The sequence below is a fragment of the Paenibacillus sp. FSL H7-0357 genome, from assembly GCF_000758525.1.
Classification (GTDB): domain Bacteria; phylum Bacillota; class Bacilli; order Paenibacillales; family Paenibacillaceae; genus Paenibacillus_AQ.
This window is the reverse complement of sequence record NZ_CP009241.1, coordinates 7,380,651-7,397,012: the sequence shown is the minus strand read 5'-3', so window position 1 is coordinate 7,397,012 and position 16,362 is coordinate 7,380,651. Positions and strand designations below refer to the sequence as shown.

Annotated in this window: 12 protein-coding genes and 1 riboswitch; of the genes, 6 read left to right on the top strand and 6 right to left on the bottom strand. The window is 51.5% G+C overall.

Annotation, left to right across the window (positions count from 1 at the left end; all coding sequences use genetic code 11):
- The first annotated feature begins 67 nt into the window (after positions 1-67).
- Positions 68-805 carry a YwqG family protein gene (locus tag H70357_RS32635; protein ID WP_038601117.1) on the top strand — a complete coding sequence of 246 codons (738 nt, stop codon included), beginning with the start codon at positions 68-70 and terminating at the stop codon, positions 803-805.
- Positions 806-870: 65 nt separating this feature from the next.
- On the opposite strand, the gene H70357_RS32630 is transcribed toward H70357_RS32635, so the two are convergent.
- The 3 genes from H70357_RS32630 to H70357_RS32620 form a co-directional block, all read right to left on the bottom strand.
- Positions 871-1,239 carry a DUF1304 domain-containing protein gene (locus tag H70357_RS32630; protein ID WP_038597846.1) on the bottom strand — a complete coding sequence of 123 codons (369 nt, stop codon included), beginning with the start codon at positions 1,237-1,239 and terminating at the stop codon, positions 871-873.
- A 352-nt stretch (positions 1,240-1,591) separates the two neighbouring features.
- The gene (locus H70357_RS32625) at positions 1,592-2,434 is read right to left on the bottom strand and encodes an aldo/keto reductase (RefSeq protein WP_038601114.1); all 843 of its coding nucleotides are present in this window, start codon (positions 2,432-2,434) and stop codon (positions 1,592-1,594) included.
- A 90-nt stretch (positions 2,435-2,524) separates the two neighbouring features.
- The gene (locus tag H70357_RS32620; protein WP_038597844.1) at positions 2,525-3,730 is read right to left on the bottom strand and encodes an MFS transporter; all 1,206 of its coding nucleotides are present in this window, start codon (positions 3,728-3,730) and stop codon (positions 2,525-2,527) included.
- Positions 3,731-3,892: 162 nt separating this feature from the next.
- Between H70357_RS32620 and H70357_RS32615 the strand changes: the two genes are divergently transcribed.
- Positions 3,893-4,264 carry a winged helix-turn-helix transcriptional regulator gene (locus H70357_RS32615; RefSeq protein WP_038597842.1) on the top strand — a complete coding sequence of 124 codons (372 nt, stop codon included), beginning with the start codon at positions 3,893-3,895 and terminating at the stop codon, positions 4,262-4,264.
- Between the two features lie 150 nt (positions 4,265-4,414).
- Positions 4,415-5,095: an S-layer homology domain-containing protein gene (locus H70357_RS32610; RefSeq protein ID WP_038597840.1), complete on the top strand. Its 681-nt coding sequence runs from the start codon at positions 4,415-4,417 to the stop codon at positions 5,093-5,095.
- Between the two features lie 126 nt (positions 5,096-5,221).
- Here the strand turns inward: H70357_RS32610 and H70357_RS32605 are convergent, their stop codons facing one another.
- From H70357_RS32605 to H70357_RS32595, 3 genes are all read right to left on the bottom strand, one after another.
- A complete protein-coding gene (locus tag H70357_RS32605) occupies positions 5,222-6,397 on the bottom strand; it encodes an ATP-binding response regulator (RefSeq protein WP_038597838.1) in 1,176 nt (391 codons plus the stop codon).
- A 52-nt stretch (positions 6,398-6,449) separates the two neighbouring features.
- The gene (locus H70357_RS32600; RefSeq protein ID WP_038597836.1) at positions 6,450-9,887 is read right to left on the bottom strand and encodes a response regulator; all 3,438 of its coding nucleotides are present in this window, start codon (positions 9,885-9,887) and stop codon (positions 6,450-6,452) included.
- A gap of 163 nt (positions 9,888-10,050) precedes the next feature.
- Positions 10,051-10,593, bottom strand: coding sequence for a hypothetical protein (locus H70357_RS32595; protein WP_231578353.1), 543 nt, complete (start codon positions 10,591-10,593; stop codon positions 10,051-10,053).
- Between the two features lie 219 nt (positions 10,594-10,812).
- Positions 10,813-10,916: riboswitch (purine riboswitch) on the top strand.
- A 224-nt stretch (positions 10,917-11,140) separates the two neighbouring features.
- Here H70357_RS32595 and H70357_RS32590 point away from each other — a divergent pair.
- The 3 genes from H70357_RS32590 to H70357_RS32580 all read left to right on the top strand — a co-directional run bounded on the left by H70357_RS32590 (position 11,141) and on the right by H70357_RS32580 (position 16,227).
- Positions 11,141-11,758 carry a xanthine phosphoribosyltransferase gene (locus H70357_RS32590; protein ID WP_038597834.1) on the top strand — a complete coding sequence of 206 codons (618 nt, stop codon included), beginning with the start codon at positions 11,141-11,143 and terminating at the stop codon, positions 11,756-11,758.
- Positions 11,752-13,047: a nucleobase:cation symporter-2 family protein gene (locus H70357_RS32585; protein WP_038597832.1), complete on the top strand. Its 1,296-nt coding sequence runs from the start codon at positions 11,752-11,754 to the stop codon at positions 13,045-13,047. Before H70357_RS32590 ends, H70357_RS32585 begins: the two co-directional genes overlap by 7 nt.
- Before the next feature lie 81 nt (positions 13,048-13,128).
- Positions 13,129-16,227: an ATP-binding protein gene (locus H70357_RS32580; protein ID WP_052092381.1), complete on the top strand. Its 3,099-nt coding sequence runs from the start codon at positions 13,129-13,131 to the stop codon at positions 16,225-16,227.
- Positions 16,228-16,362 lie beyond the last annotated feature (135 nt).

The following is a 16,362-nucleotide window of genomic DNA, read 5'->3' as shown; positions in this document are numbered from 1 at the left end:
CAGAGAACATATTAAACAAAACTTGCCGCTTGAAATCGTAAAGTTTTTCAAGGAGAAGGAGATGCAAATGAATAACAACCAATTTTTAGAGACGATAGAACAGTCAGAGATAGCACGCCATAAAGAGTATCTGCGCCAAGTTGTGAGACCAGCAATTGATATAGTTAAGAATAACGATGTTGAACCACGATTGGGCTGTAGCCGTTTTGGAGGAGCGCCTGATTTACCAGTTGGCAGCGAATGGCCTACATATGAAGGCAATCCATATCGTTTCCTGGGCCAAATCAATTTTGCGGAAATCTCATTAACTGGAGCAGACTTGCCATCCACAGGACTCCTAAGTCTTTTTGTAGCGGATGATCCCGAGGGTGAGGGTTGCCTGGAGGCTTTTGAGGACGGGTATGTTCATGCTATATATATTCCTGAATCCATAGATCTGGAGGAGATATCGCCGCCCAATTCCGATAATGGCAAGACCACTGTGATTGAATTTATCCCGGCGATGGATATTCCTTATGACGAATACCAGGTGAAGGATTGGCCTTTCGGGGAAGAAGAGAACGACATATACACGGAAATACGAGATTCTTTGCATAAAAGCTCAGACTACCTTCTAGGTTATCCTTCTCATTGTACACTGGCATATGATCCATCGCCTGGAGCAGGGTGGATCTCTCTGTTAACCATTGCCTCCGATGATGATCTTGAATGGTGTTGGCATGATGGCGACAATTTGATGATATTTATAGAAACAGAACGGCTTAAGAATTTGGACTTTAGTGCGCTTAAGTCTGATGCCGGTTAATGTTCTGGAGAAGAGGGCACAAAAAGAGCCATCCACAAAGGATGGCTCACTATGGGGAAATTGACCTACAGATTCGCTACAAGAACAGCCAGAATAGCCAGAAAGGCCGGGAGGCCCTGAACCCATAAAATCGACTTCTTGGCAGTGACGCCGCCATAAATCGCTGCCACACCGACACAGATCAGAAAAAATAGTTGAAGCTGAAATCCGGTCGTTTCATTCGGATGAAGCAATCCCCATAATAAACCAGCGGCCAGGAAGCCATTATACAGTCCTTGGTTAGCGGCTAGTGACTTTGTATCCTGCGCAAACTGCTTGCTGGTTCCAAACGCTTTCTGCGCTCTTGGAGTAGTCCACATAAACATTTCCAAAACCAAAATATATACATGCTCAAGCGCAACCAGTGCTACGAGTATCGTACTCAAAATCATCATTACAATCTCTCCATTCCATTTTAATTAGTAGTTATCTAAATTATATTTTGCGAAATATAATATTACGAAATTAAATATATCTAATATCCGAATTTTTGTCAATTGTTTATGAAAGTGAAATTCCTCCAGTGAAACCCTGCCGATGAATACCTCATGACCCGGGTTTTTTGATTCCAGTTGCCTGAAAAGACGGGTAAATGCTTCATGGTCCGCCCCCATTCGTTAGACATTATTTGGCGGATTATTTCCGGTATCCGAAGGAGAAATATAAAACGACGGCAGTTTAGGACTTTATTCTTGTCCATGGCTGCCGTCGTTTCTTTTATTGTAGCGATTCTAGCGTGGTGTCTGCTTAGAAATCAAAGTTATCAGGATCCGGACCGACCCGCTCATCGCGGTTCAGCCCGTCAATCCGGCTCATGTCTTCATCGCTGAGCTGGAAGTCGAACAAAGCGGCATTCTCGATAATCCGCTGTTCCTTCGTTGACTTCGGAATCGTGATAATGCCATGCTGCAGATCCCAGCGCAGGATAACCTGTGCTACGGATTTGCCGTATGCGGCGGCGATTTCCTTCAGCACAGGCTGCTCCAGCAGTTGTCCCTGCATGAGCGGCGACCAGGCTTCGATCTGGATGCCCTGCTCCTTGCTGAAGGTTCTCAGGGGCTGCTGGGACAAGTACGGATGCAGTTCCACCTGATTGACCATCGGTTTGATTCCGGCATCCTGCATGACATCCTCCAGATGATGAATCTGGAAGTTGCTGACGCCGATCGCTTTGACCCGGCCCGCTGTGTACAACGTTTCCAGTGCCCGCCACGACTCTTTGTATTTGCCCTCTACCGGCCAATGGATGAGATACAAATCCAGATATTCCAGGCCCAGCTTCTCCAGACTGGCCTCATAGCCGGCAAGTGTCGCATCGTAGCCGAGATCAGCGTTCCAGACCTTGGAGGTGATGAACAGATCTTCACGGTTCAGTCCGTTATCCTTCATAGCCTCGGCTATCGCCTGGCCAACGCCCCGTTCGTTCTGATAAGCAGCAGCGGTATCAATGCTGCGGTAGCCATGGGCAATGGCCTGCTTCACGGACAGTACCAGTTCCTCCCCGTCGGCGACCTTAAAGACTCCCAATCCTAGCCAGGGCATCTTCACGCCGTTCTGCAGTGTAGTTGTATCCTGTAAATGCTGTGCCATCATATAATAACCTCCAGAATGTAATGTGATTAGTGATTTGCAGTTTGTACTTTGTGTATTCGAAACAGGATTGAATGGAGCGGCAGGTGATCAGGCGGCTTCAGTCTGAAGTGTAAGCTCATCTTTTCGTTCCAGCGCACGGCTCCAGGCGGTAAGGATTACAGCCCCGAATACCATGATTGATCCTACCCATGTGGTATGAATCAGGCCCATGTGATCGGTGACAAGCCCTCCAAGGTATGCTCCGATGGCAATGCCGGCGTTAAAGGCGGCAATATTGACAGCAGAGGCGATATCTCTGGCGCTTGGCGCATACCGGTCGGCGAGCATTACGACAAAAACCTGAAGGCCCGGTACGTTCATGAATGCGAGCAGCCCCATGAAGAAGATGGTGACCAGTGCTGCGGCCTTAAAGGGTGCTGTGAAGGCCAAGACCAGCAGAACGACAGCCTGCAGGGCGAACATATAGAACAAGGCATTCATCGGCTTGCGGTTGGCTGCCTTGCCGCCAATCACATTGCCGATGGCGATGGCGATGCCGTACACCAGCAGAATGACGGCAACCGTCTTTTCCTTGAAGCCGCTGATATCATGCAGCAGAGGCGATAAATAGGTGAAGACGACAAAGGTACCACCGTATCCCAAAGCTGTAATTGCAAAAGCGAGCAGCAAGCGGCCATTCGTCACCAGCTTGACCTGGTCGCGCAAAGGGGTCTTTGTGCCTTTGCGCAGACCGGAGGGAACGAGAACCAGGTTCCCGATCAGCGCTATGATGCCGGTAATGACTATGGCGATAAAGGCAGCCCGCCAGCCAAGCTGCTGTCCGAGGAACGTACCGAGCGGCACTCCGGTTACGGTAGCAACCGTAAGTCCGGTGAACATCACCGAAATGGCGCTGGCCCTGCGGTCCTCGGGCACGAGATCGGCAGCAATGGTTGAGGCAATGGACATAAACAGGCCATGTGAGAGGGCCGAAATGACCCGTGCAGTCAGCAGCATGGCAATTCCGTCAGCGGCAGCGGCCAGACTGTTGCCGGCGATGAACAGAACCATCAGCGCCAGCAGCAGGGTTTTGCGCGAGACCGCCGTGGTCAGCGACGTTAACACAGGTGCGCCGAAGGTAACGCCCAGCGCATATAGAGTGACAGTCAATCCCGCTGTGGTTACGGATATATGCAGGTCATCAGCAATTAGCGGCAGCAGGCCGACACTGACAAACTCGGTTGTTCCTATCGCAAAGGCGCTGATCGCCAAAGCCAGCAGCGCCAGGGTGCTTCTTCTTTTATCTAAGGACATGTTTTCCACTCCTACAGTATGGTAATCACCGGCCGGTAAGTGCTATTATGGATTACCAGGACGTTAAAGGATAGTACGTACTTTTTAGTGCTATAGGTACTAAAAAGTACCCGCAGGAGTGTTTGAAGACAAAGCCCACCAAACTTTTCAGGAGGAATCCTCATGGCTAAAAAATATAATATATCTGTGGAAGCGACGCTGGAGGTAATCGGCGGCAAGTGGAAATGCGTTATTCTCTGCCACCTGACCCACGGCAAGATGCGGACAAGTGATTTGAAGCGCCATATGCCGAATATTACACAGAAAATGCTTACCCAGCAGCTCCGGGAGCTGGAGCAGGACGGCATTGTCAACCGGATCAGCTACAACCAGGTGCCGCCTAAAGTGGAATATGAGCTCAGCGAATACGGCTTGTCGCTGCGGTCGATTCTGGATTCCCTCTGCGCTTGGGGGGAGCGGCATATCATCAGGGAATATGGCGATAAATTTGCCGTTCTGGAGGACAATGTGCTGAACCACAAAAAGGCAGACTGAACAGCCCCGGCTCTGTGCAGAAATGACGCATTGAGCGGGGCTGTCCTACGTTCCAATAGCAGCGGATGAACTGCAACTTTTAATAATCGGCTTCGTCTGGTAGAAAGAAGGCACAATCAAGCAAGTAAAACTACCGCGAGGTGAGTAGACATGAATAATCATACATTCAAACAGCTTGTGCTGTCCGCAGCGGCAGTGCTGACGTTGACTTTTGCTGGGCAGAGCTTTGCCGCCGCCGCTTCTTTTCAGGATCTGGCCGGTATCCCGGCTAAAGCAAAAATTGAAGAGCTGCAGCAAAAGGGGATCATTCACGGGGTCACTGATAGTAAATTCCTGCCGAATGCTCCGGTTACCGCTGCCCAAGGCATTCAACTAATCGTCAACGCCCTGGATCTGAATATCGACATGGTTCGCTTCATCAAAGCCCCGCAGGCGACGGACTATTTCCCGAATGCCAGCAATACAGCCTGGTATGCGGATGCGCTGATTATCGCTGCCAATAACAATATTGGCCTGCCGGCAGATTTGGACCCTGCGGAGAACTGGACGCGGGAAGAATTCACCCATCAGCTGATGCTGGCGATTGAGAAGCACAGCAACCTTCCGATGATCAAGCTCATGCCGGTGGATATTGCCGACGAAGCTGATTTTACAAGCGGTTACGACGGCTCCATTCAGCGGGCGCTTGCCCTTGGAATCGCCAGTCTGGACACCGCGGGCAAATTCCATCCGGCCAAGGAGATTACCCGCGCAGAAGCAGCGGAGCTGATCTACAATGCCCTGGAATATATCGCTGCCCATCCGGCTCCTGCCGGTGGATACGGTGAATAAGTAAGCGCAGGATAACGGGATCGCACTCTCTTTTACAACCATAGAGCCTGCCAGACTGACACAAAAAAACCGCAAGCCTCCAAGGAATGGAGCGATTGCGGTTTTTTGTGTGTTCCCATAAGCAGACTAATCCGGCTGGCCTTCGGTAACCTGAATGGTGAAAATGAATACGGCTCCCTGTTCGGTGCCCGGTTTGGCGTAGATAGTGCCGCCCATGAGTTCAACCAGCATTTTGCAGATGGACAGCCCGAGGCCGGTTCCGCCGAACTTGCGGTTGATGGTCGCGCCGATCTGTGTGAAGGGCTGAAATAAATAACCCATTTTATCCGCCGGAATGCCGATGCCCGTATCTTCAACCACAAACTCCAGCTGCAGGACCCCATCCAGCGATTGTCTGAGACGGGTATGTACCTTTACACCGCCGCTTGCCGTGAACTTGATGGCATTGCCAATCAGATTGTTCAGGACCTGTCTAAGACGGTTCGGATCACCAACCAGCAGCGCGGGAATCGCCGGGTCGATATCCATTTCCATACTTAAGTTGCGTTCTTTGGCGAGTGCCCTGAACAGATCCATCGTTTCTTTCAGGCAGGCATGCAGGTTGAACAGCTCGTAGTCCAGCTCCATTTTGCCCGATTCAATCTTTGTAAAATCGAGAATGTGATTAATTACGGACAGGAGTGCGTGACCGCTGGTATGAATGATTTCTGCCATTTCCAGATCGTCTGTCTCCAGCTCTGAAGTTCTGAGCACATCCGACATTGCGATAATTCCATTCAAGGGGGTGCGGATTTCATGGCTCATCATGGCCAGAAACCCGCTCTTGATCCTCAGGGCAACCTCGGCAGTCTCCTTCAGTTCAGTAAGGACGACATTTGCCGCTTCCAGCTCCTGCGATTTGATCTGCAGTTCCTTATGGGTCTGATACAGGCGGACAAAACCGTCTATTTTGCTTTTCAGGACAATGGGATGGAAGGGCTTGGTCAGAAAATCAATCGCTCCCGCCGTGTACGCCATCATATAATTCTCCAGCTCGGAGGTTAGTGCGGTTAGAAATATAATGGGGATATCCCGCGATTTCTGGCGCATTTTAATCCGCTTCGCCGTTTCGAAACCATCCATGTCCGGCATCAGCACATCCATAATTATCAGGGCGAATTCCTGCTCCAGCAGGCATTTCAAGGCATCCATACCGGAGCTGGCGCCGATCAGGCGATAAGGAGTGTCTGCAAGCAGCGCCTGAACGGACAGAAATTCATCCGGACGGTCATCAACAAGTAAAATATTCACAGGATAATCCATATTTCCTCCCACAGCGAGTTAAAATTTCTAAAATGTGAAGTCTGTCTGGTAATTATTGAATTAACCACACCTTCAGTACAGTAACCAGCTGGGTGGTATTAATCGGTTTAGAAATATAATCAGAAGCGCCGGCCTGCAGACATTTAAGCCTGTCTTCTTCCAGAGCCCGGGCGGTCAGGGCAATAATCACAAGCTGGTCATACTCCGGCATGGCACGGATATGCTTCATCGTCTCGTACCCGTCCATCTCCGGCATCATAATATCCATAAATACAAGCTGGGTCTCGGGATGCTGCTCCAGATGCTGTAACGCCTCTTTGCCGTTCTGCGCAAAACTGATATCCATATTATAACCTTCCAGGACACTTGATAACGCAAAGATATTGCGCATATCATCATCCACGAGCAGGATGCTCTTCCCGGCAAAAGCCGCTTCCGGATTATGCAGCTTCTCGATCAGGCGCTGCTTGTCCGGCGGCAGATCGGCATGCTTGCGGTGCAGGTACAGCGCGGTTTCGTCGTACAGCCGCTCCATGGAGCGCACGTTCTTGATGACAATGCTCTCGGCATAATGCTTCAGACGTTGTTCATCGCCCTTGCTGAGGTCTTTGCCCGTATAGATGATGACCGGCAGGGTTTGCAGTTTGCGGTTGGTTTTGACCTGCTCCAGTAAATCGAAGCCGCTGATATCCGACAGGCCCAGATCAAGGACCATACAGTCAAAATGATGGCTCACCAGCTGCTCCAATGCTTCCCGTCCTGTCCCCACTGCGACAATGCGTACATCGGGATGCCCGATGAACTCTACAAGGCTGCTGCGCAGATCCTTGTTGTCCTCGACAATTAGCAGGCTTTTTACCGGCCTTCTGATATAGGTTTCAATCTGCAGGAAGGCAGCCTCCAGCTCGGCCTGATCACTGGGTTTCTTCCAGAAGGAGAGTGCGCCCATGGCCAGGCTCTGCTGATTCTCTTCCGCGGTCGAGATCACATGCACCGGAATATGACGCAGCTCCGGCCGGCTCTTCAGGCGGCTGATGATTGACCAGCCGTCAAGGACGGGAAGATGCAGGTCGAGCAGGATGGCATCCGGCTTGTAGGCATGTGCCAGAGCCAGGCCCTGATCGCCCTGAAAGGCGACGATCGCCTTGAAGCCTCTGCTGCGAGCGAGCTGCAGCAGAATAGCCGCGAACTCGGCATCTTCTTCAATGATCAGGAGCAGCGTGTCATCGCTGAGCAGATTTCCCCGGTCATCCTCCATTTCTGCGAACTGCAGCAGCTTCGGATTGGATATGGAAATATCGGGCACGAAGGATTCACGGAAGGCGGTATTCTCCCGGCTGCTGGTGTCCGGATTGAGAAGCTCGCTGCTGGCGGCAGCTGCGAACGTCGCAGCTGCCTGGGCAAGAGCGTCACCCTCCGGCTCAACAGCGGGAATAGCCAGGGAGAAGGTGCTGCCTTTGCCTTCTGTGGATTCAACCTCAATTCTTCCACCCAGCATGGTGGAAAGCTCGCGGCAGATGGTCAGGCCAAGACCGGTTCCCCCATATTTGCGGCTGGTTGTGCCGTCCGCCTGCTGAAAGGCCTCAAAGATGCTCTCCAGCTTGGATTCGGGAATCCCGATACCGGTATCGCTGACGGAGAAGACCGCCTCATTTCCGCTCATGCGGATAGATAGAGAGACGGAGCCCTGCTCCGGAGTGAATTTAACGGCATTCGATAACAGGTTGTTGATGATTTGCTGCAGCCTGTGGCTGTCGGTCATAAGATGATCAGGCAGCCTGCTGTCACAATGGACATCAAAGCGGATATTCTTTTTCTTGGCCTGCTGCTCAAAGTGGCGGAACAGGTGGTTGCTTAGATCATGCAAGGATACCGGTTCAAGGACAGCGGTCATCTTGCCTACCTCAAGCTTGGCCAAATCGAGAATTTCGTCGATCAGCTGCAGCAGATCTTTGCCTGCCGAGAAAATGGTATGCACATATTCAAGCTGCTTAGGGCCAAGATTGCCTTCTTTGTTCTCGGCAAGAATCTGCGACAGAATCAGCAGGCTGTTCAGCGGAGTGCGCAGCTCATGCGATACATTGGCCAGAAATTCTGATTTGTACTGGGCGGCCATGAAGATTTCTTCCGCCTGGGTTTTGATTTCCTCTTTTTGCTGCTCGGTCAGTTCGATTTGCTGCTGCAGGTGAATATTTGCGGCAGAGATCTCTTCTGTCTGCGCCTGAAGCTCTTCTGTCTGCGCTTGAAGTTCTTCGGTTTGAGCCAGCAGCTCGTCGGCTTGTGCCTGTATTTCTTCCTTTTGCTGTTCAGAAATCTCCATCTGCTTCTGCAAATCCTGGTTAGAGGCAAAAAGTTCTTCCGTCTGCAGCTTTAATTCATCGGCTTGGGCTTCAATTTCGGATTTTTGCTCTTCCGTCAATTCCATCTGCCGCTGCAGCTGCTTATTCGAGGTCAGCAGGCTGTCTGCCTGCATCTGCAGTTCTTCTCCCTGCGCCTGCAATTGCTCGGTCTGTGAACGCAGCTCATCGGTCTGTGCCAGGAGCTCTTCGGTTTGCGCTTCGAGCTCCTGCGTCTGGGCCTGCAGTTCCTCCGTCTGGGCTTCCAGCTCTTCCTTCTGCAGCTGGGTTTCACCCAGCAACTCTTCGATTCTGGCCACGTCTGCCAAAGTATTGATCAGCACGCCCATGTTCTGGCCGGTCCGTTTAATCAATTCGTATTCTTTGTCAGCCAATGTGTTCAGGGTAGCCAGCTCGACCACGGCGACAACATCCTGCTCATAAATGACAGGAACCAGGATCAGCGTAGTGGGAGCGGCTTCACCCAGTCCGGAATGCACGCGGATGTAATGCTCCGGCAGATCATGCAGCACGACCATCTTCTGATCCAGTGCGCATTGTCCAACCAGCCCGCTGCCAAGCGCAAAGGGTTCGCGTCGGCTAGAGGCTTCATCGAAGGCATAACCGGCGGTGAAGTGCAGCTTGTCCCCTTGCTTCAGATAGACCGCTCCGTAGGTTCCGCCGACAGCGCCGCTCAGCTTGCCGATAAAAACCTGGGCTGCGGTCTCTAAATGTACCGATCCCTGAAGCATCAGGGCCATTTCTGTAACTTGGGTATTAATCCAGGCCTGCTCTTCGGCTTGAAGCCGCAGGCTGCGTTCTTCTGTACTTTTGTGCTCCAGATTAACGGCTAAAGCGTGAAAGGAATATACCAACTCCCCGAAATCATCTCCAGTTTCAGGGCTGATTGCGGAGGAATCGAGGGTGCCTTGCGCAATATCTCCGGATATCTTCATAATTCTATCCAGACCGCGGCGGATGTTCCGCTGGATACTCATCATGAGTCCACTTCCAAGAATAATGCCGGCTGCACCGAATGCTAAAGACAGGAGTAGAGGAACTCCTTCAAGATAAATTATAGATACAGCAATCATGCTGCTGAGAAAAAGGATAAAGGCAGATGATGCTAACCAAACCCGTTGTTTTATTGTCATGCTCGCCCGTCCTTTGTCTAGTTAGTATCACGAATCACCTTTAATTATACTTTTAATAGAGAGGAGGCGATAGGGGAAGGCGAGAGAAAACGCCGGCAAATCCGCAAAAAAACAGGATTTACTGGCGTTATTCTCAGATTACTCTATGAATTGCGGACAAAAGTTAACGGGACCGTCTTCTTCTCTGGCGGTGCTTGGCTGAACCTCTGTTCAAGGCATGGCCTCCTGCGCCACCGCCGACCGCCTGCTGCTGGCGTGTATAGGGGCTGTCGATGGCAGAGTTGGTTCCGCCTGTACTGTATGTTCCGCCGCCGCTGCCTACCTGTGTCGCCGATGAACTCATGCTGCCTTTAGGGAGCTTGACCGTCTGGTTGTTGATGACAACGACGATCTCCTTGCCGCGCGGACAGATCAAAGGGAGAGGATGTTTGCCTCCGTTTCGTCCTTTGCTCCCCAGGTTAGCGGCATCTCCTCCGGCGCCGACGCTCTGCTGCTGGCGTGTATAAGGGGAAGCAATGGCCGCATTGCTTCCGGCTGCGCTGCTTCGTCCCGCACCGCTGGCAATTTGGGTGGTATTGGCTGCGTTGGTGTATTGATTATTGATGACAAATACGAGCCGGTCTACTCCCGCCAGCGGCGTCCGTGTAACAATCCGCCGTTTTCCTTTTTGAATAATAACGACAATCCGGTCCTTTTGTTTGGCCACCCGTATCGTTCCTCTCTGAGTAGTTTTCCTTATCATAAATGCATGGGGGCGGAAATCGTGAGCAATACGGGCGGAGTGTGCTTAGAAACAAACGCTTGCCTAATAGGCCGATTGAAAACATATGTATTTCATGAAAATATGTCATAAATGGATGAAATAATGCTTAAAATTTTGCTTGTAAGGTTCGGACAGAGCGTGTAAGATATACAAGGTATTTACTACGACTTTTCATAAACAACTCATATAATCTTGGGAATATGGCCCATAAGTTTCTACCGGATAACCACTGTAATTATCCGACTATGAGTGAAATAGCGCATCTAGGGTTCCGTTTCTTGTGCATCGGCATAAGAAAGACTGGTCCAAGCGATGCGGACACTGATTATGTGTTACACCACTTAGGGACAAAAACCCAGAGGGACAGATTCACTTGAGAAACACTCAAGGGGGTCTGTCTTTTTTATTTAAAGATAAGAATTTATCGTTTCCACTTGTCACGATTTAAAGAATTCATCAGATCATATCAAAGGAGCGATCACCCGCAGTAATGAAAATATTAGAGGAACGCATCAGAGAAGAGGGCTTGATTCTGTCGGATACGGTGCTGAAAGTGGACTCGTTTCTGAACCATCAGGTGGATACGGAGCTTGCGCTGCAGATCGGGCAGGAATTCAAGACGATCTTCGGGCATCTGCCGGTTACGAAGGTGTTGACGGTTGAGGCCAGCGGAATTCAGTTTGCGATGGCGGCAGGCATTGCCTTAAAGGTGCCATTCATCTATGCCAAGAAGAAGAAAGCCATCACGCAGTCGGAGGACGTCTATTCGGCCCCGGTACATTCCTTTACCCGTCAAGAGCATTACCGGATCAGCATCTCGCAGAAATATCTGGGCCCGGGCGACAAAGTGCTGATCGTCGATGATTTCCTGGCTACGGGCGCTGCTTTGGTGGGACTGGCTGATATCGTGGAGGAATCCGGCGCAGAGCTGCTAGGTGTGGGCTGCGTGATCGAGAAGAGCTTTCAGGAAGGACGCAGTTTGCTGGAGAAAAGAGGAATCCCCGTGCATGCCTTGGCACGAATCGCTTCCATGGCGCCGGGAGAAGTTCATTTTATAGACAATACTGCTGATATTAAAGAAATGATCAAGGAGAGTGCAGGATGTTAAGCAAACAAAAGGTCTTCGCATTAGGACTTCAGCATGTGCTGGCCATGTATGCCGGCGCGGTCATTGTGCCGCTTGTTGTCGGAGGGGCGCTGAACCTGAATGGAACACAAATGGCCTACCTCATTGCTGCGGATTTGTTCACTTGCGGACTGGCCACGCTGCTGCAGGTCATGGGCAGCAAATATTTCGGCAGCGGCCTGCCGGTGGTGCTGGGCTGCACCTTTACTGCGGTCAGTCCCATTATTGCCATCGCCTTGGATTCCAATCTGGCAACAGCCTATGGTGCGATTATTATATCGGGATTGTTCGTTGTATTTGCCGCCCCGGTCTATGGGAAGCTGCTGAAGTTCTTCCCGACTGTGGTAACCGGCTCTGTGGTGACCATTATCGGGCTGTCGCTCATTCCGGTTGCTATGAATAATGTGGCCGGCGGGCAGGGACAACCTGATTTCGGAGAACCCCGCAATTTGCTGCTGGCCTTGATTACACTGCTGGTGATTCTCGCTGTGAACCGGCTGACAACCGGGTTCCTGCGTTCCGTTTCTGTACTGGTAGGTCTGGTTGTCGGGACAGCTATCGGCTATTTTATGGGCATTGTACATTTCTCAACTGTCGGTTCTGCCTCTTGGATCAGTGTGGCCCAGCCGTTCTACTTTGGCTGGCCCGAGTTTAACGTTACGGCCATTTTCACGATGATTATCGTAAATATCGTATCCATGGTGGAATCGACCGGCGTATACTTTGCCGTAGGCAAGGCTACAGACCAGAAGGTCGAGCAGAAGCAGATTGTCAACGGCCTCCGCTCTGAAGGTCTCGCCATAATGCTTGGAGGGCTGTTTAATGCCTTCCCGTATACCGCATTCTCACAGAACGTCGGACTGCTGTCATTGACCCGTGTCAAGACGCGGAATGTGATTTTTGCCGCCGGCGGTATCATGGTTGTGCTGGGACTGCTGCCTAAATTGGCTGCGTTAACCACAATCGTGCCGAATGCGGTACTCGGCGGGGCAATGATCGTAATGTTCGGTTCGGTCGCGGCTTCCGGAATGTCGATCCTCTCCGAGGTCGATCTGCGCAAGGATGGCAACCTGCTGATTGCCGCCTGCAGCATCGCTGTCGGCCTGGGCTCGGCGGTATTGCCCTCCATGTTCGACCAACTGCCGGAGTTTGCCAGAATGCTGCTGCAGAATGGTATTGTTTCCGGGCCGCTCACTGCGATCATTCTGAATCTGTTCTTATCCAAAACACAGGATAATACAGCTCCTGCCGCCGTGCAGGATGCACAGTAATTCCAATATGCACCTCTAATAAGAATTACCGCCGGTTCCGAAATAAATGGAATCGGCTTTTTTTAGAAAGGGGGAGGAAATATGCTGAAATATTGGCAGCGTATTCTCGGGAGTCTGCTGCTGGTATCCCTATTGCCGCTGCTTTCGGTCCTTCATCTTTTTACGGGCCAGCAAGATATGCCGGTCTCCCGCCAAGGGGTCATGGATCTTCGGGCTTGGGATTTCCGCCATGACGGCGTGGTGAAGCTGAACGGGGAATGGGAATTATACCGCGATGCGCTGCTAACGCCGAGGGATTTCAGCCAAGCTGATCCGGGCGGGGAGGGAGTGCCGGTTTCTACCATAATCAAGGTGCCGGACAAATGGAACCGTTATCTGTCGGATACCGGCAGCCCAGAAGCCAGAGGTTATGCCACCTATCGGCTGCAGGCCATGATTCCCTATGGGGAGGATGTTATTTACGGCCTTCGGACGGCTAATATCCGCACGGCAAGCAAGGTGTTTGTGAACGGACAGGAGATCGGCAGCAGTGGAAGTCCGTCTGCCTCCTCTTCTGAGGGGCGGCAAGAAAACTACCCCTACATGGGATTCGCTGCCGTGTCCGGCGACAAGCTGGAGATTATTGTCCAGGTGGCCAATTACAGCTACTCTTCCGGCGGAATTGTTCTGCCGATCGTGATTGGCTATCAGGCCGACATTCTGAAGCACCGTGAATTCGCTCTGTTTGTGGACGGTGCAACGCTGTTTGGTTTTTTTGCGCTCTCCTTATTTCTGCTGATGTTCTCCAGAGTAAAGGAAAGCCGGGGCATCACTTTAAATCTGGGATTATTTTGCACAGCGGCCTTTGTCTATGTACTAACCCACGGGGAGAAGCTGATCTCCTTCGCGCTTCCGGGCCTGCCTTATGATATTGTACTCAAGCTGCAGCTGGCTTCATCCACGCTGGTTTATTTTTATCTGCTCAGATATGTTGCCCACTCGGTAAACTATCCAATGCCTCCGGCGGTCATCAAGACCTCTAAGGTGATCACTGTCGTCCTGCTGCTTATCGCTATATTTGTGCCTGCTTACTGGTTCAGCTATCTTGAGGGGCTGCTCTTGACCTGGGGCTCCATAAGCTTGAGCTTTGTCCTCTATTCCATGGTTAAAGGTACGAAACAAAACACGCAAAACATGTTCTTCATGATGGTCAGTATTGAGAGCTTAAGCATCGTCATTTTATGCTACCTGCTTACGTTTACCGGCCTTGCCCTCAGCTATGTTATTACCTCCTACGAGATCATTCTGTTCGGATTCTTTCAAGCTGCGCTAATGACCCGCAAATACGCTGCCTCCTTCCTGGAAGTGGAGCAGCTGTCACGCAGGCTGCTGACGCTCGACGGGCTGAAGGACGACTTTATGGCAGATACCTCGCAGGAGCTGCGGAAGCCGCTGCAGGGCATTGTAAACATTGCACAGACGCTGGCCGAGGGTGCAGCCGGAGCTTTAACTCCTGAGCAAACCGGTCAATTGTCCATGATAGTCTCTACGGGCAGGCGGCTGTCTGCATTAATTAATGATATGTCGGATTTCGCCAGGCTGAATCACGGGGATTTCTTTCTGCGGCGGCAGGCGGTGGACCTGCGGAGAGTAGCTTCTTCCGTAATGGAGGTTACCCGCCATGTATCGGGCAATTCCCGTCTGGTCTTCAAGCTGAACCTGCCGGAGTCTCTCCCGCTGCTAGAAACAGATGAGCAGCGGCTGTCGCAAATCTTATTCAACCTGTTGTCAAATGCTGTGAATAATACCCCTCAGGGTGTGATAACCCTGTCTGCTGAGGTTAAAGAAGAGTATGTTACTATCCTTGTAGCGGATACTGGCTTAGGGGTCGCTCCAGAGCGCCTGCGTACCATTTTTGACGCGTACGATCCGCAAGGGGCGGCAGCCCAAAAAACCTACAGGGAAAACGGCCTTGGCCTCAGCATCACCCAAAAGCTGGTAGAGTTGAACGGAGGGAGAATCGAAGCCGAGTCTGAACCGGGTCAAGGCTCGGTATTCCGCTTCACGATGCCGATACTGCAGAAACGAACAGCGTTTCTGGATCAGGACTATCTGGAGATTACCGGCTGGGAGTCGGCAGCGGCTTTGGAGTCTCCAGGAGAAGAGCCTGCGCTTCCCCTTGAAGGGGAATGCTGCTACATCCTTGTTGTCGACAATGATCCTGTCAATCTCCAGGTGCTGGCCAATGCGCTGCAGCTGGAGCAGCATAAAGTGATTACCGCAGGCAGCGGACCTGATGCGATTATACAAATGCAGAATCATCCCGAACTGGACTTGATCATTATGGATTGGGTAATGCCTGAAATGCCGGGGCTGGTGTTATGCAAGGCGATTCGCGAGCGGTTTGTTTTATCTGAACTGCCGATCCTAGTACTGACAGGCAGCAGCCGCCCGGAAGATATTCAGGCTGTTTTTGAGGCGGGGGCCAATGATTACTTAAGCAAGCCGGTAGAGCTGCGGGAATTCAGGGCACGTGTGAAGACGCTGCTGGATATGCGTAAGTCCATCCGTACGTCGGTACAGACGGAAATTGCTTTCCTGCAGGCCCAGATCAAACCTCATTTTCTGTATAATGCGCTTAATGCCATTATCTCAGTTTGTTCCGATGATCCGGATAAGGCGACCGATCTGCTGCTTGATCTCAGCCAATACTTGCGCAGCAGCTTTGATTTCCAGAACCGCGGGCAAACGGTGCCGATCGGAAAGGAACTGGAGCTGGTGAGGTCCTATCTTGCGCTGGAGAAGGCGAGATTCGATGAGCGGCTGAATATCGAGTTGGATGTGCCGGAAGGCCTGCGCGAACTGGTCCCTCCGCTCAGCATCCAGCCGCTGGTGGAGAATGCGATCAACCACGGCCTGATGCGGAAAATGGCCGGAGGGACCGTCAGTCTGTCCGTTAAGGTGCTGGCCGGGCAGCTCGTTGTTGCGGTATCTGACAATGGGGTGGGCATCACTCCGGGACGAATTGAACAAGTGTTGTCCGAAACGCACTCCGAAGGAGGCATCGGCCTGAGGAATATCCAGAGGCGGCTGCTCAAAATATACGGAACCGGTCTGATGATTGTGAGTACGCCGGGCAGGGGAACTACGATCTCTTACACCATCCCCAGAGGGAATCCATCCATAGACAGAGCAAAATAGCATCCATCCGGAAAGCCAATGAATAGCCGGGTTCGGAACATATTGTGAACAGACTTCCATTAACGTATTTCCGATTGCCAAGATTATTCCAATACCCTAGAATTTACTTGGACCGTAACAGATAAAATAGATAGG